Here is a 22692-nt window from a genome sequence, read left to right as displayed (position 1 = left end):
TCCGTTCGCCCACCCCGGAGGCCGTGCGGGCGTGGATGGTGCACATCGAGCCCCGGCTGGTGGTCATCGCCTGGAGCATCGGCACGATCTCCCGGGACCGCACCTCACCCACGATGATCCGCAACACGCCCATCCGCAGCGACAGCGGGATCAGGTCGGCGATGGTCACCTCACCGGCCGGACGCCCGTCGAAGCCGCGCTCGCCGTGCCCCTCCCGGGCCTCGAAGCTCATCACCGCCCGGTGCCGCTCCCGGCGGCGGGCCGGCAGCAGTTCGCGGCTCTCCTCCAGCAGCACGTACGGCTCGTCGGGCGGGATCTCGTTCATCAACGCCCGGATGATCGTGGTCTTGCCGGCACCGGCCAACCCGGCGACCATGATGTTCAACCCGGCGCGCATCGCCGCGCGCAGGAAGTCGCGCAGCAGCGGGTCGATCATCTCGTCGAGGTCACCCCGGGCGCCGGCGATGTCGTCGAGGCTCACGTCCAGGGTGTTGTGCTTGCGGATCACCGCGTACGGGCGGTGGCTGACCAGGAACACCGCCGCCAGCCGGCTGCCGTCGGGCAGTTGCAGGTCGAGGGTGGGCTTCACCGTGGACAGCGACCGCTCGGTCGCGCCCGCCCGGCGGGCCGCCGCCTGGAGGATCTCCACCAGTTCGGCGTCGCTGTCGGCGATCGGTTCGGCCCAGTCCACCCCACCGCCGTGCCGGGTGATGCGTACCTGGTCGCAGCCGAGGATGTGCACCTCCTCGATGGTGTCGTCGACAAGCAGCGTCTGTAGCCGACCGAGCCCCACCAGCTCGGCGGTCACCTGGTCGAGCAGCAGACGCTCCTCGCCGGCAGCCATCGGGGTGCCGGCCCGGCGGACGAAGTCCGCGTACTCGGCGACCACAGTGACGGCCAGCCGGGCCCGCTCGGTGTCCTCTTCGTCGACTGTGAACTCCCGGCCGCGCTGCCACAGGGTGAGCCGTTCGGTGAGTTCCCGGCGTAGCTCCCGGACCACCTGGAAGTCCATCCGGGGTCGCGGCGCCGAGGCCGGCGGCGGTGTGGCGGCGGGCACCGGCTGCGGCATCGGCATGGACTGGTGGTGCCGGCCGTTCGGCACGGCCAGTGGCGGCTCGGTGGAGGTCGCGCTCGGCGGCTGTTGGCGAGGATCCGTGGAGACCGGCTCAAACCGCATCCGGGACCTCCTGCTGCACGGGCCACGCCAGCCGGGCCTGCCGCCGCTCCAGGAGCGCGCCGACCGGCACCTCCAACGCGGCGGCCGCGCGCATCAGCGGCCGTCCGGTCCGGACGGTCCCGCCCAGGGCGAGCACCCCGGCGGTACGCGGATCGTGTGGCAGCCGTGCGATGACCGGCAGTTTCAGGGCGCGGCTGATCTCGGCTCGCCCGTGTCCGCCGCCGACCAGCAGCAGCCGCAGGGTGCCGGGTGGCACCCGGTGCTCGGCGAAGTCCCGTTCGATCGCGGTGACCGCGGCGCGGGTGCCGGAGAGGTCCGGCAGCTGCGCCCGGCTCACCAGCAGCACCACCGAGGCCGCCCGCAGCACCGGCCACGGTGGCCCGGTCACGTGCAACCGGCCGCAGTCGACAAGGACGTCGTAGCCGGGGGTGCCGCGGTCGAGGGCGTTGAAGTAGTCGGCGAACCGCTGCCAGAGCGGGGTGACGCTGCCACCCTGGGCCGGGTCGACGAGCCCGGGCAGCAGCAGTCGTTCCCGACGGGGTGCGTCCAGGTCGACCAGTTGCGACCAGAACGCGGTCTCCAGGTTGCCGTCGCGCAGCTCCCCGACGGCCAGTTCGCCGATGCCGCGGGGGCCGTCCAACTGGCCGCCGAGGTAGCCGGCGAGGATCGAGCCGCCGGCCGGGTCGCACTCGGCGAGCACCAGCCGTCGATGCCAGGCCAGCGTGCAGGCCAGCGCGGAGGTCGTGACGCCGGGCGAACCCTTCGCGGACACCAGCGCGATGATCGCCATGCTCAGGCCGCTTCGGTCAGCACGACGGCGATGCGCGCCTGCGCGGTGAGGGCCACCACCGCGGGTACGTCCCGGGTGGGCAGCGCCAGGTACAGCACCTTGTCGTCGTTGGCCGGGCTGACCATGTCGATCACGGTCGCCGGGAATCTGGTGCCGGCGGCGGCCGGGTCCCCGGTGTTGCTGCGATCCGGGGTGCTCACCAGCAGGACCTTGTCCCCGGGGTGCAGTTGACGAGCCGGCACCTGGGCGGTCTTCAGGCCGAGCGCGATCTGCTGCTGGTCGGGGCCGAGCAGCGGATTGTCGGTGATCTGCCCCAGGGTGAGCAGGGTGCCCGGGACCAGCGTCACAGCGGCCCGTTTGCCGACCACCTCGTCGAGCCGGCCGGCGGGCACCGGGCGCAGCCCCTGACCGCCGGCGACCTGCACGGTGATCAGGTCGGCGGCAGTGACCTCCCGGCCCACCTCCACCGGCCGGGCGACCGCGAGATAGCTGCCGGTGGCCCGGACCGAGGTGACCGCGAACGCCGCGCCCAGCCCACCCAGGGCGATGAGGAGTACGGCGAGACCGAGCAACCCTGGGCGGACCCGACGTTGCCGGACCACCTTGGGCGGGTTGACCGGTGCGTCCACCGACCCGGTTCCGTTGCGCGTCGCGAGGCTCATCGGGTCACCACCTGGAGTTCGTTGATCCGGATCCGCACGGTGCCGCTGTCCCGAGTCACCAGGATCTCTCCGCTCTGGCCACCGCCGTTCCAGGTCACCTTCCAGTGCGTGGTGGCGGTGATGTCGTAGGTGCCGGCCTTCTGGTAGCCCTTGTCGTAGCCGCAGTCCGGGGAGGTGCGGCCGGCCAGGTCCTCGTTCGTCGCGTCGTACGGGGTGCCGGCGTCGGGGCAGGGCACGTGATCGCCGTTGCCCATGTCCCAGACGATCTGGTCGACCGCCGCTGTGATGCGGACGGTCACGTCCCGATCGGTCTCCTCGGCGGGGATCGGGCCGAAGTACTCGGGGGCCTGCTTGGACCACATCCACACCGGCAGGCCGACCAGGCCGGGTCCGTTGTCCTTTCGGGGTGCGACCGCCAGCGGCGCGGGCTTCAGCGTGATCGTCGCCAGAGCACGGCGGGCCAACTCCTCCGGGTTGGGCGGCGCGCCGAAGCCGGGCGGCGGTTCCCGCAGCACCACTGTGATGTTGCCGACGTCGTCGCCGCCGTTGCAGGTCTGCACGTACCACTGCTGACCCTCGGGCGCCTCGTCCTGCGGCTCGGCCAGCTCGTAGTAGCAGCCGTCGCCGCTGTTGAACCAGCCCTTGAGGTCGTCGTAGCAGGGGACGGTCCGGCCCTCCCAGCGGCAGACGCCGCCACCACCGCCACCGCCGTCATCATCGTCACCGCCGCCGTTGTCTCCGCCGCCGCCGGGGCCGCCAGGGTTGCCGGGTTCGTCGTCCCAGACGCTGCAGTCGGGCTGGTCGGGCGGGCAGCTGGCCCCCGGATCGGCGCGCCGAGCGGCGGCGGCCGGCAGGGTGGTGCCGGCCACCAGGAGGAGCGCGAGCCCGATCCCGGCGACTGCCCGCCGAGCTGTCGAGGCCCGGGGGGTACGCGCCGGAGCGTGCCCTCCGGCCCGGGTCAGCACGGCTGCTCCCGGTGCAACGCGCCTGAGTTGATCAGCCAGCGGCCGTCGGGATATCGGGTCGCCGTGGCGGTGGAGAGGTGCCTGCCGCCCCCACTGCCCGGGACGACGCGCTTGTTCTTGGCGTAGATCAACCGGTAGCCGGTCAGGTCCAGGCAGTCCTGGATCTCGACGGTGGCGGGGTTCGCGTCCAGGCTGACGGCGGTCACGGTCGGGTCGGACTTCAACGTCCCGGTACGCACAGCACCGTGCTCCTTAGCGTCGCGAATGGACAATTGCACCCGGGTCAGAAGTGGATCAGCGAGAAATCGGGACAGTTCCGGCGCGCGCGGGTCACTGCGCCCACTCGCCGTCCGGGAGGCCGCCAGATAACCGGAGTACGCGTCGAGTGCCGCCTTTTCGGCAGCGCGCCGTTCGACGTCGGGAGCTGGGTGTTGTCCGTCGTCCTGGGCTGCCGTCGGCCTTTCGACGGCCTCCCGCCCGTTGGCGCAGGCGGTGACCGGCACCGCCGCCACGACCGCGAGCAGGCAGATTGCCGCTCGTCTGAGCTGCCGTCCGCGCACCGTCGAGCCTCCTCGTGGTCGCCCGGCGGGGTGACGGATCACCGCCGCAGGGCATGCGGAAGCGCGCCCGGATCAGCACATCCGGAGCCGATCATTACGCTTCTGCATTCACCGTTACGGATCTTCTACAAATGCAATGTCCTGTGTCGTCGGGTGGTGAAGGTGAGGGTTGCGTCACACCCAAGGGGCGAGCATAGGCTGACGCTCGCCGATGCAACAGAGGCAATTCAAGCGAATACCCTGAGTGATGAGAGGTGGTGGTGGCGGGTGTCCGCGCCGCATCCCACGCGATGGCGGAGCGAGCGATCGTCGGTGGCCGGTTGTCGTCGGGCCGGATCGGCCCGACGGGGTCTCGTCGCCGGCCCTGGGAGTGGGACATCGCCGCCTCATCCCGGCATCCCGGCGGGGTTGTCGACCGATCGACGACCTGCCGCGCCCACCGAAGCGCCCGGCCCCGATCCGGTCGAAGGCACCGTCCGGTGGTCGGGCGGGCAGGTCGCTTTCTGCGCCATCCGCTACACCGTAGCGATCGCTCCGTCACGGTCCGTGTTCACCGCTGTGGGGGACCACCGGGGCGCAATGGCTGTGACATGGCGCTGACCGGCCCCCCTGCGGCCGTCCCCGGTCGGGAAGACCCACCCGATCGGAGCCCGGCACCCCCGTCGTCCGGTGGCACGACCGGGCCCACCGGCCCGCCGGTGCCCTCCGGGCGTCGCGAACCAACGGCGGCGCTCGCCACGGGCGTGGCTCGCGTCCGGGTTCCGACCGTGTTCGCGTTCCTCGCGGTCAGCCCGCTGCTGCGGATGGCCGCGCTGCGCTACGCCGTACCTCCGGGCCTGCCGGACCGGACCGGCTGCGACGCCTGCGGCGCGCCGATCGGCCTGACCCGACCCTGGCCCGCGCTGGGCCCGGCGGCCCGGTGCGGGAGCTGCCGCGCACCTGTCGGCCCACCGCCGGGCACCGTCGAGTTGGCCGGGCTCACCGCGGTGCTGCTGCTGGCGCTTGTCGGTCCGTCGGGCGGTGTGCTGCCGGCGCTGGCCTGGTGGCTCGGCTGGACGATCCCGGCGGTCTTCGTCGACCTGGCCGTGCACCGGTTGCCGGATCGGCTCACCCTGCCAGCGGCGGCCGGGACGTGGTTACTGCTCGGCGTTGCCGTCCTCGGCGGCGAGCCGGGGCGCTGGTTGACGGCAGTCATCAGCGGCACAGGGTTGGCGCTGTTCTTCGCCACCACCACGTTGCTGCTGGGCCGCCGCGGCTTCGGGCTGGGTGACGCCAAGCTGGCGCTCGGTGTGGGAGCACTGCTCGGCTGGTACGGCTGGCCGGTGCTGCTCCTCGGGCTGCTGCTGGCCTTCGGGCTGTCCGCGCTGGTGAGTGTGGGCCTGCTGGCCGCGCGTCGGGCCCGATGGAGCACGCACCTGCCGTTCGGCCCGTTTCTGCTGCTCGGCACCGCGGGCGCGTTCCTGCTGGCCGGCTGACCGCCCGCTCAGTGGCGGGTGCGGCCTGCCAGTTTTGGGACCGGGCGGTCGGCGCGGTCGGCACGACGGCGTAACGCCTCGGCGGCCGGACGGGCGAGTAGCGGGGTCGCCACCACGGCGACCAGCGCGCCGAACAGCACACCTGCGATCACGTCGTGCGGGTAGTGCACGCCCACGAAGACCCGGGAGAAGGCGCCCAGCGCGGCCAGTGGCAGCGCGACCAGGCCGAGTCGGCGGGAGAGCAGGAGCGTGGTCACCGCCAGCGCGCCGGCCAGGGTGGAGTGGTTGCTGGGGAATGACCAGTCACCCGGGGGTGGGCAGGTGCCCGCGATGATCGCCCGGCCGACCGTCCGACAGGGGCGATCCTCGTCCACCACGGTCTTGATCCATTCGCTGCCGGCGTACGCCAGGAGGGCCGGCACGGGCGCGATCAGGGCGAGGGCCCGGTCGTGCGGACCGCCGGACCGGCGGGTCAGCGCGGCCATCACCAGCAGCGCGCCGAGGAGCAGGATCACTCCCTCGGTGGCGTGCCCGACGAACCACTGCACCGGCTCTGGGCTGCTGGCGGCGGCGTCGACGACGTCGCGGTACCACTCAGCGCTGATCTCCGGAACGTCCATGCTGCCGTTGGCGGCCATGCATCACCTCACATCACGTTCATACCCTGTTCACCTTGGGGACACCCTAGGAACACGGCAGAGCGCAGCGGAGCAGTCGAAGGTCGGTCGGGCTTCCTGACCTTCGTCCAGGATTCGTCGGCGGCCCCGCAGGGGGTGCTGGCCGGTCCGCGCGGCTCGGGTCCGCCCGCCCGGTTCAGGTCGGCCCGGGACGGCCGGCCATTCGCTCGCGGACGGCCTCCAGCGCCTCGAACGCGTACGCCCAGTTGTGGCATTTGAAGCTGCGCAGGCCGTCGATCGCGGTGTGGCAGTCGGCGCAGCGCACACCCGCGATGGCTGCCGGGGTCTCGGTGTTGACGTACTTGCGCTCACCGAGGATGACGGTGGCGATCATGGCCTTGTCGTGCAGGCCGGAGAGTGCCGACGAGACGATGTCATACCAGGTGACCCGTCGACCGCACTTCGGGCAGTCGGGGTCGTCGCCGCTGACCCAGAGCGGGGCGCCGATGCTGCGCGCCGGCATGCCGAGCAGCTTCTCCAGCCGCCGGACGTCCGACTCCGGGGTGGTCCAGCGGTGTCGGCCGGGCAGTGCCGCGGGCGAGTCGTACACGGCGCGGAACAGGTCGTGGTCGACCTGCACGGTCTCCCGCTGAGCGGTCATCGTCGTCCCCCCTCGTTGAGTCGGTGCCCCCACCGTGGTCAGCGACGACCTTGGGCGCTGCCGGATCAACGACACGAGGGGTCGGCGGGTCGTCGTCGCGGGGGTCCGCCGTTGACCCGTTTCCACCTCCGGTGGCCGGCCTTCGGTGGTACGACGGAGGCAGGGCGTGCGGGCCACCGGGAGGAGCGCCGATGGCGAGCAGGCCCGAACGGCTGCTGCGGGGCGATGACTCACCGCTGAGCGCCTCGTTCCTGGAACTCTTCTTCGACCTGGCGTTCGTGCTCGCCCTCAGCCAGCTCGCGGGGCATCTGCTGCACGACCTCACAGTGGTCGGCGCGCTGCGTACCGCCCTGCTGTTGGCCGCGGTGTGGTGGATCTGGGTGACCACCACCTGGTTCGCCGACTGGTACGACCCGGAGAGCCCGTGGGTTCGATGGCTGCTGGCCGGTGCCGCGCTGGGCAGCCTGCTGGCCGGGGTGGCGATACCGCAGGCGTTGGACGGGCGGGGTCTGCTCTTCGCCGGCGCGTACGTCGCGGTGCATGTCGCCCGGGGCGGGGTGACAGCGTTCGCGCTGCGCGGTCACCCCCGACAGAAGAGGGCGGTGCGGATCCTCTGCTGGTTCTGCGTCTCCGCCGTGCCGTGGCTGGTCGGCGGGCTCCTGCCGGAGTGGCGGGTGTCGCTCTGGCTGTTCGCCCTCGCGCTCGACTTCACCGGCCCACGCCTCGGCTGGCCCACCCCACGGCTCGGACGGACGAACAGGCAGGAGCTGCACCTCGCCGGTGAACACTTCGCCGAGCGGTACCAGCAGATCATGATCATCGCGCTGGGTGAACTCGTCCTGGTCGCCGGCCTCTCGTACTCCGGCACCCGCCTCGACCTCCCGCAGACGGTGGCCTTCCTGCTGGTCTTCGCCGCCGCCGTGCTGATCGGTCTGCTCTACGTGACGCCCGCCGGTCAGCGCCTGGGTCCGGCCATCGAGCGCGCCGACCCGTCCTGGCTCGGCGTCGTCACCGGCTACCTGCACCTCGTGATGATCGCCGGGTTGGTGGTCACCGCCGTCGGGGCGGAGCTGAGCATCGCCCACCCCACCAGGGCGGCCGACCTGACCGCGGCCGTCGTCATCCTGGGCGGTCCGATGGTGTTCCTCGTCGGGCGGATCCTCTTCTCGCTGGCGATCCACCGACGGCTCTCCTGGCCGCGGGTGGTGGCCCTGCTCGTGCTGGCCGTCGGCGCGGCCGTCCTGCGGCTGCCGCTGCTGGCGGTCAGCGCGGTCGCCACCGTTGTGGTGCTCACGGTGGTCGTCCTGGACCACTCCGGCATCCGCTCCTACCACCGCATCAGGAATCCCGACTGAGGTCAGGCGGATGGACTCCGCCCTCATCGCCGCCGTGCGGCGGTTCAACCGGACGGTCACCCAACGCCTGGGGACGGTGACGGAAATGTGGTCCGGCGTGGTCTCGGCCGGCTATCCGGGCGGCGACGGCGGCTCAGGTGGGCGTCCTCGCGTACGGGCGGCGTCCGAGATGGCGACCCCGGCCAGGACCGCGGCGGCGGCGAGGGCGGCCACGATCGGCGGTACGAGGAGCATCAACGGCGTCAGGGCGGCCAGGGCGAACAGCCCGATCGGCCGGTCCCGGGACACCCGGCTGAAGACCACGTACTCGAAGCGGGAGCGCCCGTGCTCGTCGTCATCGGCTCGCCCGTCCTGTGGGTTGTGCGCGCTCTGCGGCATTCGTACCACGCGGCAGGGGTGTGCCAGCCGGGCTACCCGATGGAGTTGAGGTGGTGTGCGGCGCTGGCGAACGACCTGATGAGTTCGGTCTCGCCACCGGTACGCCAGATCAGCCCCCACCGGCCCGGCGGGGCGTCAGAAATGGGCACGTAGGCGATGTCCGGCCGCGCGTAGTAGCGGGCGGCCTGGGCGTGGACCGGTGAGACGGCTTCGCCAGTGACGAGGATCGGGATCATCTCCTGAAAGTTGGAGACCGACGGGCCGATCGGGATCAACCGTCCGCTGGGTGTGCGGACGGGCACCAGGATCTCCCGCCAGTAGTCTGGCCGGGCTCCGCCCATGACCGTCTCGTCCGCCAGGTCTTCGTAGGAGACCGACGCCCGGCCGGCCAGCCGATGGCTTGCCCCGACGGCGAGCACTATGGGTTCGGTGTAGATGACCGGGCCGACGGTGAGGTCCGGCTCCCTGACGGGCAACCACACGATCTGCACGTCGATGTCACCGGCGCGCAGCTGACCGAAGGGGTCGCCGAAGTCGACATGCCGAAGCTGCACCTCGCACTCCGGGTGACCCTGCGCGAACGCGTCGAACAACTCGCGGAAATCGTGCAGGTTGACGGCGATCGACCCGACCCGCAGCACACCGGTCTTGCCGCGGGCGGCGAGCCTGGCCCGGTCCATCCCCTCGCACAGGCCCCGGTACATGGGCTGAATGTCGTCGAAGAGCCGTTTACCGATCGGTGTCAGTGCCACCCGTCGGTTGTTCCGCTCGAACAGGGCGGCGCCGATCCGCCGTTCCTGCTTCTTGATGGCCTGGCTGACCCGCGCCTGGGTCACGTGCAGTCGCTCAGCGGTGCGGGTGAAATGCAGCTCCTTCGCCAGGGTGAGGAAGATTTCGATGTCCCGAAGCTCCACAGCTGATCCCGTTCCGTGAATTAGCGAGAGGTTATGGCACGCTACCAGATGTGATCTTGTGGACGGGGCTGTCGCCGCGCACGCTGATCTGCGTCGGAGCGAGGAACAGCAGCCGGCACCTCAGCCAAGGAGATGCTCGTGCGCAAGCTCGTGTACTACGTCGCCGCCACAGTGGACGGCTTCATCGCCGGTCCCGACGGCGCCGATCCCACCGGCCCCGACGGCTTCTGGCCCCTCCCGGACGACTACCTGCACCACCTCGTCGGCGAATATCCGGAGACCCTCCCCGGTCCGGCCCGGCAGGCGTTCGGCATCACCGACGAGGGCAGCCGGTTCGACACCGTCCTGGAGGGGCGCCACTCCTACGAGGTGGGTCTGCGGGCCGGCGTGACCGACGCGTACCCGCACCTGCGCCACCTGGTGTTCTCCCGCACGCTGGGCGTCGGTCCGGACCCGGCCGTCGAGGTCATGGCCACCGACCCCGTCGCCACCGTACGAGAGCTCAAGCGGCACGACGGCAAGGACGTCTGGGTGATCGGCGGCGGCGCGCTGGCCGGTGCCCTCTACCCCGAAATCGACAAGCTGATCATCAAGCTTGCCCCGCTGACCATTGGCGCCGGCATCCCGCTCTTCGGCCGCGACGCCGTCTTCGCACCACGCACCTGGCGCCTGACCGACCACACCGTCCTGGGCAGTGGCGCTCTCTTCCTCACCTACACGCGCACACAGACCGGAAACGAGTCCGCATGAGCACAACCCCCGACACCGTCACGATCCGTCCCATCACCGGACCGGACGAGATCGCCCTGTTCAACCGCCTGCCGTACACCATCAATCACGAGCTCGACGACGATCTCGCCGACAAGCGCCGCCGACCGGAGTGGATGTGGGTGGCCCTGCGCGGCAACCGCCTGCTGGCCAGGGTCGCCTGGTGGGGCCGCGGCGGCGACAGCACTCCGCTGCTGCTGGACATCCTCGACGTCGACGACACCGCCGAGGATCTGACCGAGGTGGCGCAGGCGCTGTACGAGACGGCCGCGAAGCAGGTCCTGGCACCCGGCGCGGTCCCTCCTGAATACGGCCGCTTCATCCCGGCGGACTGGCGCGAGAACCCGGACACGTACCGGGCGGTGCGTACCAGGATGGGCGTCCTCGAGAGCACCGGCGCACGACTGACAGTCGAACGCCTACGCCTGGAGTGGCGTCCCGCGGCTGGCCTGCCCACGCCCGACCAGCGACTGGCCTTCCGCCCGGCCCTGGACACCGACGAGTTGGTCGCGCTGATGACCCGCGCACTGGACGGGACCCTGGACGCACACAGCCGTACCGACCTGGCACAGATGTCGCCCCACGAGGCCGCGCTCAAGCACTACGAGCAGGAACTCGCCACGTACTCCAGCCCTCGTGAGTGGTGGCGGATCGGCACGTTGGGCGAGAACGGCGAGCCCGTCGGGTTCGTCGTCCCGGCCCGCAACGCCTACCACCCGGTGATCGCCTACCTCGGCGTCGTTCCGGAGCACCGGGGCCACGGTTACGTCGACGGCCTCCTCGCCGAGGGCACCCGAGTCCTGGCCGAGGAGAACGTGCAGCGCATTCGCGCCGCCACCGACCTGGGCAACGTGCCCATGGCAGCTGCGTTCACCCGCGCCGGCTACGTCAACTTCGAGCGGGCCATCAACATGGCCTGGCAATGACCAGCGGCCACTGCGGTGAAGCCCATTTGCCGAGGTCATGACCGGCTCGTGGCGGCTACAGCCGTTCGAAGCTCTCCATGCCGGCGAGTTTCAGCACCTCGGTACGGGTTGCCGGGCATCCCTGTCGGGTCTGGTCGTCGATTTGACGGCCGGTTGGCACGGGACCCTGCTTCTCGTACCAGGAATAGAGGTTCACGGTGAGGTTGGCCATGACGCCCGTCTCGGACCCGATTCCCTTCAGCGTCGGCAACTGGCCGTCCAGGTAGGCGCACACCTCCTTCGCCGATACCTGCGTGGAGCCGCCGTCCGGAGCGGATCCGGCCGCGCTGGACGCGGCTGCGGTTGCTGTGGGGCTGACCGGCGCCGCAGCCCCGTGCTCTGGCGCGTCGGTTCCGGTGCACGCCGTCACAACCAGCACAAGGCAGACGGCCGGCGCGAGCAAACGGATCGTTCTCATCGGGTTTCGTCCTGACGTGGTTGTTGGTGGGTAGCGGCTGCGGCGGACGGGTTGTCAGCCCCGACGGAGTTCGCGGCGACGAGCCAGAGGCCGGTGGGTAGCCGGTAGCCGACGCCAGGCTCACGGAACCGGTTGAGCAGCCGGGCGACCCCCGCCCGGGCCGAAGCCTGCCCAGCCGGCGGAGCCGCCCGGTACGCGGCACCGGCCGGGCCGACCTCGATAAGCCATTCGGCCACCGCGTCGGCGTCGTCCGGAGTTTCCAGGGCGACATCGCACGGTGTGATCGTGACGGCGGTGAAGCCGGCGTTGGTGAGGATCCGGACGAGCCGCGCCGGGTCGGCGAACGCGAACGGACCGGGCTCGTCACCGACCGGGAGTGGTGGTAACGGTCCGAGGTGCGGTGCGGCACCGAGCATCGCCGCGGACAGCCACGGGTTGACGCCGCTGTCGCGGAAGACGGTCGCGGCGAGGCGCCCTCCCGGGCGCAGTGATCGCCGGATCGTGCGGCAGCCGGCAACCGGGTCCGCCAACAGCATCAGGGTCATTCGTGAGAACGCCGCGTCGAACGGGGCACCCGGCACGACATCGAGAGTCTCGATGTCGGCCACGTGGAACTGGATGCCCGGGTATCCGTCGGTGGGGAACCGGCGCCGAGCGGCGGTCACCATCGCCTCGTCGATGTCGACACCGATCGCCGCGCCGGTCTCGCCGACCGCGGCGGCGATCTCGGCCGTGCTGCCGCCGCAGCCGCAGCCCACATCGAGGACTCGTTCGGCGGGTCGTGCGGCCAATCGATCCATGGCCGCTGCGCCCAGCGGTCGACCGGTCTCGTCCTGCCGATGGGCGTGGCGAATCCAGCCAGCTGCCGCTCCCGCCCAGAATGTGGCGATGCGGGCCCGCAGGCCGGCGGTGTCGGCCATCAGAACGGCATCTCGGTGCCATCGACGCTCATCGAGCGGAAGTGAGCCGCCTTCGCCGGGTCGAAGCCGTCCTCCTGGGCCGCCCGGCCAGCAGCCCGGACCAGCCGTTCGGACTGGAACCGGCGGAATGCCGCTTCGTCCTGCCAGATGTTGATGATCCGCCAGCCGTCCTCTGTCGGCCCGGCGACATGGGCGAGGAGACCCGGCGGTCGGTCCGGCCCGAGGTGTCGCTCCACCTGCCGGTATTCCGCCTCGCTGACGCCGGGCATCTCCTGCAATACACCGAACGGCACAGCCACCACCTCTCGATAGAGTGAGCCTCTATCCAATAGAGCACTACACTTTGCCGGTGGTTGTCAAGAGGCGTTATGACTCTTCCCGCCGACAGGAGCAGGCCCGACAGACCCGGCGAGCAATCCTCGAAGCGGCTGGCCGGCTGTTCGTCGACCCGGGCTACGCGGCCACACCGCTGACCGCTGTCGCCGTGGAAGCCGGCGTCGCGGTCCAGACCCTGTACGCGGTGTTCGGCAGCAAACGGCAACTGCTCTCCCAGTTGGTGGACGTCACTCTGGCTGGAGACGACGAACCGGTGGCCCTGCCGGACCGGCCCTTCGTCGCCGAGATCCGCGCACTCACCGACCCCCGCGCCAAGCTCGCCCGCTACGCCCGCCATCTGGCCGAGGTCAACGCCCGGCAGGCTCAGGTGATGCTCGCGCTGGCCGGGGCTGCCACGGCCGATCCGGACGCCGCCGAGATCTGGCGCAAGAACATCGACGACCGCCGCCGCGGCATGGCCATGTTCGCCGCGGAACTCGTCGGCACGGGGGGCCTCCGCCCTGACCTGGACGTCGAACAGGTGGCCGACATCCTCTGGTTGGCCCAGGACGTCCGCAACTTCGACTGGCTCGTCCGGCAACGCGGCTGGCGGCTGGAGCAGTACCAGCGCTGGTATGTCGACACCGTGAGCGGCGCCCTGGTCGTCAACACCGACTAGCGGACAGGCCCAGCCCACCACCGCATCTCGACCGAGCAGCAATGGTCGAGATGCGGTGGTGGCGGCGAATGCTCGGATGGGTCCGTCTCGGTGCCGGTGCGACAAGAGTTGCGGCCAGCCCCGATCAGCCCTTCACCGCGCCAGCGGTGAGCCCTTCGGTCAGGAAGCGCTGCCCGAGGGCGTACATGACGACCACCGGGATGCTGACGAGCAGCGACGCGGCGGCGAGTTGTCCCTGCGGCACCACATCTCCGGCGATCATCGACTGCATCCCGACGGGAAGCGTCTTGTACTCGTCCTTCGTGATGAACACGAAGGCGAACAGGAATTCGTTCCAGGCATTGGTCAGGGTGAAGAGTGCGACAGCCAGCAGCCCTGGCTTGGCGAGGGGCAGCACCACCCGGCCGAACGCCTGGATGCGGGTGCAGCCGTCGACGAGCGCGGCCTCCTCCAGCTCGATGGGGATCGACGAGAAGTACCCGACCAGCAGCCAGGTGGCGAACGGAAGCGTGAAGGTCGGGTACGTCACCACCAGGGACCACAACGAGTCGGTGAGCCGCGCGCCGATGAGCATCTGGTAGAGCGGGATGAACAGCAGCGCGCCCGGCATCACGTAGGTGAGCAGCACCGTGACGGTGAAGCCCTGCGCCCCGCGGAACCGCAGCCGGGCCAGCGCGTAGCCCGCCAGGGCGGCGCAGACCAACGCCACCGCTGTGGACGCCGCGGACACCAGCAGGGTGTTGAGATACCAGCGGCCGAACGGCTGGTTGTCGAAGAGCGCGCCGAACTGCTCCAAAGTCCACGGCGTTGGCCACAGGTCGTCGGTGCGCATGACGACCTGGCCCTCGGACTTGAAGGCCGTGACGGCGATCCAGTACAAGGGGCCCAGCACGAAGAAGAGCAACCCGGCCAGCGCGACACCGGACCCCAGGCCCGACACCGCCGACGACGCCCGGCGACCGCCCCGGGACTGGAGCGTCGAGACCACCCGGCCGACCGCCGCCGCGATCAGCAGAATCACCCCGAGGACCACCGCTGCCTTCCAGAAGATCTCTGGCGATGCCCAGAAGAGCAGACCGGTGACCACTGCGGCGACAACCCACGGCAGCGCCCTGCGCGCCGTCCCGGCCCACCGTCGCGCCCCGATCCGCCACGCTGCCTGGCGTCCCCGGGGCAGTCTGATGTTGGTGTCCTGGCGTAACAACCGGACCAGGACGAACACCAGCCCGCCGATGACCGGCAGCATGACGAGCGTGACCGCCGCGCCGGCGCCGTACTGCAACTGCAGAATCGCCTTCGAGTACGCGATGAGCACGTACGGCGCTGTCACGTCACCCGGGCCGCCCTGCGTCAACAGCCAGACCAGGTCGAAGTTGTTGAACGTCCAGATCGACGACAGGGTCACCGTCACGGTGATCACGTGGCGAAGTCCGGGCAGCGTCACGTTGACGAACCGCTGCAACGACGAGGCACCGTCGATTGTCGCCGCCTCGTACAGATCCGCCGGGATGGCCTTCAACCCCGCGAGAAAACACACTGTGAAGAACGGCACCCCCTTCCAGACGTTGACCAGGATCACCGACGGCATGGCCAGTGACGGATCGGACAGCCAGCCCGCGGGCCAGCTGTCCACCAGGTGCGCGCTGGCCAGCAGCGGCCCGATTCCCGAGGCGGTGAGCAGCGTGTTGACGCTGCCGAAGATCGGGTCGAGCAGCGCGCGCCAACTGAACGCCGTCACCACCGTCGGCACCACCCACGGCACGAGCAGCAGCCCGGTCAGCACGGCCCGCCCGCGACGCCGGTGGTGCAGCAGCAGAGCCGCGGACAACCCCAGCACAACCTTGAAGACCTCGGCGTACGCGGTGAAGACGAACGAGTTCACCACGCCCGTGTGGAACTGCTCGTCGCCGACGAGCGCGAGGTAGTTGTCCAGGCCGACGAACACGGTGTCCTGCCCGTGCCGTTCGGTGGTGCTGGTGAGGATCGACCGGGCGATCGGCACGAGGACGAGGCCGCCGACCAGCACGGCCATCGGGGCCAGGAACAGTGTCGCCAGCCGCCAGTCCCGACCCAGCCGCCGCTGGGTCTTGGTGAGAGAGCCGGGTCCCGGCGGCGGGGATCTCCTCGCCGCCGGGACCCGCGCAGGACGGATCGACCTCACTGCGGCATTCCCTGCTGGTTGAAGATCTGCACCATCTTCGCGTGGGCGCTCGTCACAGCCTGCGCCGGCGCAGTTCCTTGAACGACCTGCTGCATCATGTCGGTGAGGACGTAGGCCGCGCCGACGGCCTGCTGGCCCGCGCTGGCCTTCTGCGGGAAAGCCAGGCCGTTCTTCGTGTTCAGCGGCAGCGACAATTGGGTGATCTTGCGCAGCATGGGGAACGCCGGGTCGCCGCTGCTGAAGAACGGGTCGGCGTCCCAGACCTTCTCCCAGGCGGGCAGCACCAGGCCGGGCGCCTCCTTCGCCACACCGAGCAGCGCTGGCGCGCTGACCAGGTACTGCGCCAGGAGCTTGGCGAGCGCCGGGTTCTTAGCACCCTTGAAAACAACGAAACCCTGCGACTGGCCCAGCAGTAGGGGATTGTTCGTCGCCGGACCGATGCAGTCGGAGAACACGTGGGTGTTCTCGTACACCGGGTTCTTCTTGGTCCTGGAGTCCGCGTAGACGCTGAACTGGTTGCGGGTGTAACCGAGGATCCCGGCGAGCCAGTTCTCGTTGTTGCTGGTGTCGGTCCAGCTCGCGATCCCCGGCGGCAGCATCGGCTTGTACCTGGGGTTGGTGTAGATGTCGCCCAGGAAGGTCACGGCCTGCACCGTCTCGGGGGAGTTGAACGTGACCTTCCGGCCGTCGTTGGAGGCGATCGACCCGCCGTAGGCGTTGATCAGCGCCTCGATCATGCCGTTGCCGTCACCGGATCGATTCACCGTCATGCCCCAGCCGAACCGGCGTTTGGCCGGATCGGAGATCTCCAGGCAGAGATCCCGCAGCTCTTCCCAGCTGTAGATGTCCTTGGGGGCGATGCCCTTGTCCTGCATCCAGTCCTTGCGCAGGAACGACCCGATCCCGATGAAGTGGTACGGGATGGCGAACCACTTGCCGTCGAAGACGCAGAAGTTCTTGGCCTCGGCGCAGGGTTCGCCGTACTTGGCCGTCAGCGCCGTGACGACGTCCGTCACGTCCTCCAGGTCACCCAGCGCCTGGAACTGTGCGACGAACCGTGAGTCGGTCATGAACGCCAGGTCGCGCGCCACCCCGCCCTTGACCTCGGCGTCGATCTTGGCCACCACGTCACCGGCGTCGGCCTGGACCAGACTGTTCTCGATCTTCGTCCCGGTGGTGTCGGCGAACTTCTTGATCGAGCTGTCGAGGGCCCCGTTTGCCGCCGTCGAGTACAACTTCTGCGACAGCATCCCCATCGAGGAGCCCTTCATCGCCGCCGCGGCGTCGATCAACTCCTGCGGAACCTCCGCCTGCACTTTGGGGGGCGCGTCGGAGTCGCCCCCACACGCGGCCAGACCGGCCGCGCCGAGCGCACCCACTCCCATCCCCAGAAAGCCGCGTCGCGACCACACCAGCTTGTTCTCCATGACATTCGCCTCCTATGAGTCCCCGCACCACTGCACGCCGAAGGCGTGCTTGACGAACACCGCGGTGCTCGTGTTCCAGGTGTGTCTTCATGACGGCGACGATGGACGCGTCGCCCGCATCGATCAGTGCGTTCGCGTACTCGTTGTCGACGTTCGTGGGGTTGCCACGGTGGCGACGGGCTCACTCGCGCCGCCGATCACCGTCGCTGTGCCCTGGCGACCGAGCGAGTCGCGTGAGAGATACCGCGTGCCGCTCTCCGGAGGGCGCGAAAGGGTTGCGGCGATCGGCGACCGGGCCGGATGAGCGGGGCTGATGTTCCACTTCGGTCGGGCCACGGGACCACCACCGTTCGAGATTTCGAACTGAGTTCGAGATTCCGTATCGAGTGGTCGCGACGCTAGGGCAGCACGAAGAGAAATGTCAATGTTTCGATGTTGTTTCGAGCCGAAAACGGGAGGTTGGCTATCGAGGCGGGGCCCGGTAGCCCATGCGCGCGGACAGCGCGGCGGCGCCCTCACGAACCAGCCCGGTCCACGTCACGTGCGCCTCCGGGGTCCAGCGAATGATCGGCGCGGACAGGCTCATCCCGGCGATGGTCGCGCCGGAATGATCCCGGACAGCCGCGGCGACGCAGCGCATGGCGCTGTCCGACTCGCCGACGTCGACGGCGACGCTCTCCGCCCGGACACGTTCGAGGTGCGCGCGTAGCCGGTCGGCGTCGGTGATGCTGTCCGGCGTCATGCCCGGCAGGTCGCCCTTCGGCAGGACGGCGTCCAGGTCCGCCTGATCGAGGTCCGACAGCAGAATCTTGCCGACCGCCGTGCAGTGCGCCGGCAGCCGCCGCCCAACCGCGGAGACCATCCGAACCGGGTGCGTGCTGTCGAACTTGACGAGATAGATGACATCGGCGCCGTCGAGCACCGCCACGTGAACCGCCTCGTCGCACGCGGCGGCCACGTCCCGGGCGACGCACTGCGCCTCCCGGACCAGGTCGAGCCGGCCGGCGAACGCCGCGCCGAGCTGGAACAGCGGCATGCCGAGCCGGTACCGCACCGGCTGGCCCGGCACGGAGATCAGGTACGCGCGGGTCTCGAGCGTCACGAGCAGCTCGTGGACGGTGGTGCGCGGCAGGTCGAGGCGTTCCATCACCTGCCGGGCCGACAGTTCAGGGCAATCCAGGAACAGTTCGAGGACGTCGAGTGCGCGGTTGACCGCCGGTACCACACGAGGCATGTCGATAGTCCCTTCGCAGTGCCGGGCCCGCGTCAACGATCTCCACACGGGCCGGCACCTGAAGAGGATAACTGCGTCAGCCCCGGCACGGGCTGCGGCGACGAGCGTGCCGCCCGCCACGGACTCGCGGCGGGCGGCACTGTCGGCGTGTGCTCTCAGCAGATCAGGAGAGGGTCACGTCGCTGTAGTAGTAGTGCAAAATCGTCTGGTAGCTCTTGCCCGCGTTCGCGAGATCACGCGAGCCGTACTGCGACATCCAGTTTCCGTCCACCCAGCCACCGCACGCGGTCGTGGTCGCGCAGTAGTGCGCCCGCAGGATGTTGCCGCTCCGGGTCATCCGGGTCGACCAGGTGCGGTCCACCGCGGCTGACGTCGAGGCCACCGCGGACGACGGCCGGTACACCTGGTCGTTGGTGTTGTCAGCGACGTCGTAGCACTGCCCGGAGGACGTCTTCCGGGTCGAGTGCAGCGCCCAGTACCAGCCGTAGCTCTTGACGGCCATCGCACCGGCGTCCAGCGAAGCGGCCGGCCAACTGGTCACCCATTCGTTCGGGAGGACGTTCTTGACGTACGTCTTGAAGTCGACCCGGTCGACTCGCCCGAGACTGACCCGGTAGACGAGGATGGTGCTCGGCAGCTTGCTGTTGGTGCCGTCGGTGCTGCAGCCCGTCACCCCACCCGTCAGCAGCTCGTGCGAGGCGTTGTTGTTCTTCAGCGTGGAGTTGAGGTTGCCCTTCGCTCCGGCGGCGAAGTCCTGGGTCGCACCGGCGAAGTTGCTGTTGAAGTAGACCCGCACGGTCTTGGAGGTGCGGTTCCACACCGACGCGGCGTTGTTCTTCACGCACAGGCCCTTGCCGCTGCCCGCGCCCTTGAACTCGTAGCAGGACGGCTGGGTGGTGCCGTAGTCGTCCTGCGAGTCGGTGAAGTCGGAGACCGAACCGGCCTGGTTGCTGTTGTAGTAGTAGCAGAACTCGCCGCTGTCGCAGGTCCCGTCCCGCTCGGCGGCGGACGCCGGCGAGGCGACACTCAGGATCGAGGCGGACATGGCGAGGACGGCGCCGACGACGGCGAGGGCTTTGCGAATTTTCACGACGTCCTACTTCTCGTTGTAGCCCTGGGAGTTCCAGAACGAGGTCGGGTCGGCGTTGTCCAGGGTGGAGTCACCGACGCTGACGGCCGCGTGGGTCTGCCGGCCGGCCCGGACCTCGACGTGGGTGTGCGCACCGGAGCTGGAGGACACCCCGTGCCACGACTCATCGGCGATGATCTCGCCCTTGCTGATGGCGTCGCCCACGCTCACGCCGGACCTCGGCGCGGTGTGCAGGTAGATCACCGACTTGTTGAGCGAGGAGTTGTACACGGAGATCGTGGACAGGCCGCCGCTGCCGGTGCTGCCCTGCGCGACGTAGATGACAGTTCCGGAGACCAGGGCGTGCACGTCCGAGCCGACGCTGCGGGCGATGTCGATGCCCTCGTGCCGGCCGGGCGTGGTGGTGTAACCGTCGAAGCCGCACGTGACCGCGCCGCCGCTGGCCTGGTACAGGGCGTACGACATGTTCGTACGCGTCGACGGGGAGAACTGGTGCGAGGCGTTGTTGTTCTTCAGCGTGGCGTTGAGGTTGCCCTTGGCGCCGGCCGCGAAGTCCTGGTAGGAACCGGCGTAGCCGCTGTTGTAGTAGACCCGCACGGTCTTGGTGCTGCGGTTCCAGACCGAGGCGGCCTCGTTCTTGATGCACAGGCCCTTGCCGGCGCCAGCGCCTTTGAAGTCGTAGCACGAGGGCTGCTCGGTGCCGTAGTCGTCGAGCGAACCGGTGAAGTCCGAGATCGATCCCGCGTTGTCGCTGTTGTAGTAGTAGCAGAACTCACCGCTGTCGCAGATCCCGTCCCGGGCCGCCGCCTGCGCTGGCGAGGCGACGGTCAGGATGGCGGTGGACATGGCGAGCGCGGTGCCGACGACGGCGAGACTCTTACGAATGTTCATGGTGTCCTTTCATGGACGGTGAGCGATGGTCTGTGGATCGGGGCGGGCGCCGGTCACTGCCCGCGTTGGTACTGCTCCCAGGTCCTGATCGGGACCTGTGGGCCGTCGTCCGGGCCACGGTTGGCCAGGCCGTTCATGCCGAGGTGGTAGTCGCCGACCTGGTGTTGCGCCTGGCTCGACAGGTCGGTGTCGTTGATCGCCGTGGCATGGATGTGCCACGGCCAGTCACCCTGACTCGGATCACGGACCCAGGCGGCGAAGCCGACCTGCCGCAGCGCGCGGGCGACGGCGGTGCGCCTGGCCGCGGTCATGCCGGTCACCGCGATGTCCACCACACCCCCACCGTCGTGCGTACCGGCCGAGGTCGGGTCACCCCCGGGGTTGTACGAGCCCTGCTCCAGCACCAGGGTCTGCCCGAGCAGCCGCTGAGCCTCGGCCAACATTGCCTGCGTACGGGCGTTGACGACGTACCCGTCCCGGGGGACCTTCGGGCCGGGGCCGATGGTGTTGGCGACTGTGTACCGGTTCTGCCCGAGCTTCGTGAGCGACGTCGTGCCGGGCAGCCCGTTCGCGGCCAGGCCGGTGTAGCCGAGCGACCGCTGGTAGGCCGAGTACGCCGAGATGGTCACTGTGCCGTAGTAGCCGTCGACCCACTGCGCGTCCAGCAGGCCCTGTGCCTGGAGCGCCTGCTCCACGGCGAGCACGGAACTCTTCGCGCCGGTGGTCAGGGTGTTGTCGGCGCGGCGGGGGTCGATCTGGGCGGCCAGGACGGTCGCCTCCATGTTCACGACGGGCCGCGCGGCCGTGGTGACGCTCGGTTGCGCTCTGGCGCCGGATGTCGCGCCAGAGGCATGGGCCGGGACGCCGACGGCACCGCAGAGCGCGGCCAGCCCGACGGCTATCCAGGGACGGCGCATAGAGGGTCCTCCTCGAAGGTGAGTCACGTTGGGAACGGACATCACACTGCGAGAAGGGGCCACCTGTTCGGTACCCCGCTGTCCTGTCAGATTCGTCAGGCCCGCAGCGACCTCGGTTGATGCGGTGTTGTCAGCTTGGGTGCCGCCCGGTACTGACATCGGGCACGCGCGCCCTGACACCCGCTGGGGGTACCCGGGACCCGGGGTGGCGGCGCGGCGGGCCGGCGCGCGACTGCGGCCGGGCGCGCTCAGGCGGTGACGTTGACCATGAAATACACCGGCCGGCGGCTGGGAAAGAACTCCTTCCCGTACTCGTCGACCATCTTCCAGCTGACCCAGCACTTCCCGGGGCGGTTCGGCGCGGTGACCTGAACGCTGATGTTGACCTTCTCGCCGGGCGGCGTGTCGCCGATCGGCACCCGGTCCGGCACCCGGCAACCGTCCGCGTCGGCGGTCGGGTTCGTCCGCGCCAGGAAGCGGTTGTGCCAGTCGACCTTCCCCACGTTCGCAAGCGTCCACACCTTCACGAAGGTGGCGTTCACCGGCACCTTCGTACCGTCGGGGATGGTGGCGTCGGCGACGAACTTGCTCGAGTCCCCGGCGATCAACGCGTCCGAGAACGGCGTCGCTGTCGGCGACGCGGTCGCCGCGCCGGAGTTGCCCGAGGACTGCCTGTCGCGGACGATGACGCCCACGGCGGCGACCGACACCACCACCATCACCGCGGCGGCCGCGAGCCACGGTGACCGGTGCCGTCGCGCGCCCGTTGGCTTGTGCTCCGCCGCCTGCGGGTCCTCGACGGCCCCCAGCGCGGGCTGGCCCTCCGGCACGTGGTCCGACGGTGCCGCGACGCCGGACATGACGGGCCTACCGGCCGACGGAGTGTCAATGGCGTCAGACGTGGCGGCGGTCAGGTTGGTGCCCACGGCGTTCGGGACATCGGCCTCGGTCGGGAAATCGCTGCTGACCGGTGCCGGTTCGCCGGCCGGGACGGCGCGGACCGTCACCTGACGCTGAGCGTTCTCCCAAGCGCGCCGCCACTGGGCCTCGTCGGCCTCGCAGGCCCGGACGAACTCGCGCGTGGTTTCCCACGAGGGGAACCTCGTCCCAGCGGCAGCCTCGTGCAGTGTCGTGTGCGAGATCCGGCCCGATCGCCCAGCCATCTTCCGGAATGACGGGTCGCCCACAGCGTTGCGCAGCGTTCGCAACTGTTCGGCGAATTCCTCCGCGGCCACGCGGTCCTGAATCGACTCGGCAGCAGCACGCTGGTCTTCCATCCGTCCCCCATGTCAGACATCGTCGTCAGCCGTTGTCAGGGCGTGTAAGAGGGTACCGAACGGGCCTCGTCGACGA

General features: G+C 69.9%; 24 protein-coding genes. 5 read left to right on the top strand and 19 right to left on the bottom strand.

Annotation, left to right across the window (positions count from 1 at the left end; all coding sequences use genetic code 11):
• The 5 genes from ABZU25_RS11865 to ABZU25_RS11845 all read right to left on the bottom strand — a co-directional run.
• Positions 1-1177: ATPase, T2SS/T4P/T4SS family (locus tag ABZU25_RS11865; RefSeq protein WP_355029313.1), on the bottom strand; the 1177-nt coding region annotated here is incomplete at its 3' end.
• On the bottom strand, positions 1167-1967 hold the full coding sequence (locus ABZU25_RS11860; protein ID WP_355029312.1) for a ParA family protein: 801 nt from the start codon (positions 1965-1967) through the stop codon (positions 1167-1169). The genes ABZU25_RS11860 and ABZU25_RS11865, both read right to left, overlap by 11 nt.
• A gap of 2 nt (positions 1968-1969) precedes the next feature.
• On the bottom strand, positions 1970-2629 hold the full coding sequence (locus ABZU25_RS11855) for an SAF domain-containing protein (protein ID WP_355029311.1): 660 nt from the start codon (positions 2627-2629) through the stop codon (positions 1970-1972).
• On the bottom strand, positions 2626-3501 hold the full coding sequence (locus ABZU25_RS11850; RefSeq protein ID WP_355029320.1) for a hypothetical protein: 876 nt from the start codon (positions 3499-3501) through the stop codon (positions 2626-2628). The genes ABZU25_RS11855 and ABZU25_RS11850 overlap by 4 nt, the downstream gene beginning before the upstream one ends.
• An 86-nt stretch (positions 3502-3587) precedes the next feature.
• Complete coding sequence (locus ABZU25_RS11845) at positions 3588-4154, bottom strand: hypothetical protein (RefSeq protein ID WP_355029310.1); 567 nt, start codon at positions 4152-4154, stop codon at positions 3588-3590.
• A gap of 803 nt (positions 4155-4957) precedes the next feature.
• Between ABZU25_RS11845 and ABZU25_RS11840 the strand changes: the two genes are divergently transcribed.
• On the top strand, positions 4958-5629 hold the full coding sequence (locus tag ABZU25_RS11840; RefSeq protein ID WP_355029319.1) for an A24 family peptidase: 672 nt from the start codon (positions 4958-4960) through the stop codon (positions 5627-5629).
• A gap of 8 nt (positions 5630-5637) precedes the next feature.
• On the opposite strand, the gene ABZU25_RS11835 is transcribed toward ABZU25_RS11840, so the two are convergent.
• The gene (locus ABZU25_RS11835) at positions 5638-6267 is read right to left on the bottom strand and encodes a phosphatase PAP2 family protein (RefSeq protein WP_355029309.1); all 630 of its coding nucleotides are present in this window, start codon (positions 6265-6267) and stop codon (positions 5638-5640) included.
• 175 nt (positions 6268-6442) lie between these two features.
• Positions 6443-6907: a hypothetical protein gene (locus tag ABZU25_RS11830; RefSeq protein WP_355029308.1), complete on the bottom strand. Its 465-nt coding sequence runs from the start codon at positions 6905-6907 to the stop codon at positions 6443-6445.
• Positions 6908-7098: 191 nt separating this feature from the next.
• Between ABZU25_RS11830 and ABZU25_RS11825 the strand changes: the two genes are divergently transcribed.
• Positions 7099-8262 (top strand): low temperature requirement protein A, encoded by a 1164-nt coding sequence (locus ABZU25_RS11825; RefSeq protein ID WP_355029307.1) that lies wholly within the window; start codon positions 7099-7101, stop codon positions 8260-8262.
• A gap of 111 nt (positions 8263-8373) precedes the next feature.
• On the opposite strand, the gene ABZU25_RS11820 is transcribed toward ABZU25_RS11825, so the two are convergent.
• Together ABZU25_RS11820 and ABZU25_RS11815 are read right to left on the bottom strand one after the other, a co-directional pair.
• Complete coding sequence (locus ABZU25_RS11820) at positions 8374-8640, bottom strand: hypothetical protein (protein WP_355029306.1); 267 nt, start codon at positions 8638-8640, stop codon at positions 8374-8376.
• Between the two features lie 32 nt (positions 8641-8672).
• Positions 8673-9554 (bottom strand): LysR family transcriptional regulator, encoded by an 882-nt coding sequence (locus ABZU25_RS11815; RefSeq protein WP_355029305.1) that lies wholly within the window; start codon positions 9552-9554, stop codon positions 8673-8675.
• A 138-nt stretch (positions 9555-9692) separates the two neighbouring features.
• On the opposite strand from ABZU25_RS11815, the gene ABZU25_RS11810 reads away from it, so the two are divergent.
• Positions 9693-10304, top strand: a complete 612-nt coding sequence (locus tag ABZU25_RS11810; RefSeq protein WP_355029304.1) for a dihydrofolate reductase family protein — start codon at positions 9693-9695, stop codon at positions 10302-10304.
• Positions 10301-11248, top strand: coding sequence for a GNAT family N-acetyltransferase (locus tag ABZU25_RS11805; protein ID WP_355029303.1), 948 nt, complete (start codon positions 10301-10303; stop codon positions 11246-11248). Before ABZU25_RS11810 ends, ABZU25_RS11805 begins: the two co-directional genes overlap by 4 nt.
• A 55-nt stretch (positions 11249-11303) precedes the next feature.
• Here ABZU25_RS11805 and ABZU25_RS11800 read toward each other — a convergent pair whose 3' ends face one another.
• Genes ABZU25_RS11800 through ABZU25_RS11790 form a run of 3 tightly spaced genes read right to left on the bottom strand, consistent with a single transcriptional unit; the run spans position 11304 to position 12918 of the window.
• Positions 11304-11705 (bottom strand): hypothetical protein, encoded by a 402-nt coding sequence (locus ABZU25_RS11800; RefSeq protein ID WP_355029302.1) that lies wholly within the window; start codon positions 11703-11705, stop codon positions 11304-11306.
• Positions 11702-12625 (bottom strand): methyltransferase domain-containing protein, encoded by a 924-nt coding sequence (locus tag ABZU25_RS11795; protein ID WP_355029301.1) that lies wholly within the window; start codon positions 12623-12625, stop codon positions 11702-11704. Before ABZU25_RS11795 ends, ABZU25_RS11800 begins: the two co-directional genes overlap by 4 nt.
• Entirely contained in the window at positions 12625-12918 is a 294-nt protein-coding gene (locus ABZU25_RS11790) for a hypothetical protein (protein WP_355029300.1), read from the bottom strand. The genes ABZU25_RS11795 and ABZU25_RS11790 overlap by 1 nt, the downstream gene beginning before the upstream one ends.
• A 56-nt stretch (positions 12919-12974) precedes the next feature.
• On the opposite strand from ABZU25_RS11790, the gene ABZU25_RS11785 reads away from it, so the two are divergent.
• On the top strand, positions 12975-13619 hold the full coding sequence (locus tag ABZU25_RS11785) for a TetR/AcrR family transcriptional regulator (protein WP_355029299.1): 645 nt from the start codon (positions 12975-12977) through the stop codon (positions 13617-13619).
• Positions 13620-13743: 124 nt separating this feature from the next.
• Here the strand turns inward: ABZU25_RS11785 and ABZU25_RS11780 are convergent, their stop codons facing one another.
• The 7 genes from ABZU25_RS11780 to ABZU25_RS11750 all read right to left on the bottom strand — a co-directional run bounded on the left by ABZU25_RS11780 (position 13744) and on the right by ABZU25_RS11750 (position 22616).
• Positions 13744-15780, bottom strand: coding sequence for an ABC transporter permease subunit (locus tag ABZU25_RS11780; protein WP_355029298.1), 2037 nt, complete (start codon positions 15778-15780; stop codon positions 13744-13746).
• Positions 15777-17207 (bottom strand): extracellular solute-binding protein, encoded by a 1431-nt coding sequence (locus ABZU25_RS11775; protein ID WP_355029297.1) that lies wholly within the window; start codon positions 17205-17207, stop codon positions 15777-15779. Before ABZU25_RS11775 ends, ABZU25_RS11780 begins: the two co-directional genes overlap by 4 nt.
• Before the next feature lie 463 nt (positions 17208-17670).
• The gene (locus tag ABZU25_RS11770) at positions 17671-18441 is read right to left on the bottom strand and encodes an IclR family transcriptional regulator (protein WP_355029296.1); all 771 of its coding nucleotides are present in this window, start codon (positions 18439-18441) and stop codon (positions 17671-17673) included.
• A gap of 163 nt (positions 18442-18604) precedes the next feature.
• Positions 18605-19531 (bottom strand): SpoIID/LytB domain-containing protein, encoded by a 927-nt coding sequence (locus tag ABZU25_RS11765; RefSeq protein WP_355029295.1) that lies wholly within the window; start codon positions 19529-19531, stop codon positions 18605-18607.
• 6 nt (positions 19532-19537) lie between these two features.
• Positions 19538-20422, bottom strand: a complete 885-nt coding sequence (locus tag ABZU25_RS11760) for a peptidase inhibitor family I36 protein (RefSeq protein ID WP_355029294.1) — start codon at positions 20420-20422, stop codon at positions 19538-19540.
• 53 nt (positions 20423-20475) lie between these two features.
• Positions 20476-21339 carry a peptidoglycan-binding protein gene (locus ABZU25_RS11755; RefSeq protein ID WP_355029293.1) on the bottom strand — a complete coding sequence of 288 codons (864 nt, stop codon included), beginning with the start codon at positions 21337-21339 and terminating at the stop codon, positions 20476-20478.
• Between the two features lie 248 nt (positions 21340-21587).
• Positions 21588-22616, bottom strand: a complete 1029-nt coding sequence (locus ABZU25_RS11750; RefSeq protein ID WP_355029292.1) for an NBR1-Ig-like domain-containing protein — start codon at positions 22614-22616, stop codon at positions 21588-21590.
• Positions 22617-22692 lie beyond the last annotated feature (76 nt).

The sequence above is a fragment of the Micromonospora sp. NPDC005215 genome (genome assembly GCF_040607915.1).
GTDB lineage: Bacteria > Actinomycetota > Actinomycetes > Mycobacteriales > Micromonosporaceae > Micromonospora.
This window is presented reverse-complemented; position numbering and strand designations above follow the sequence as displayed.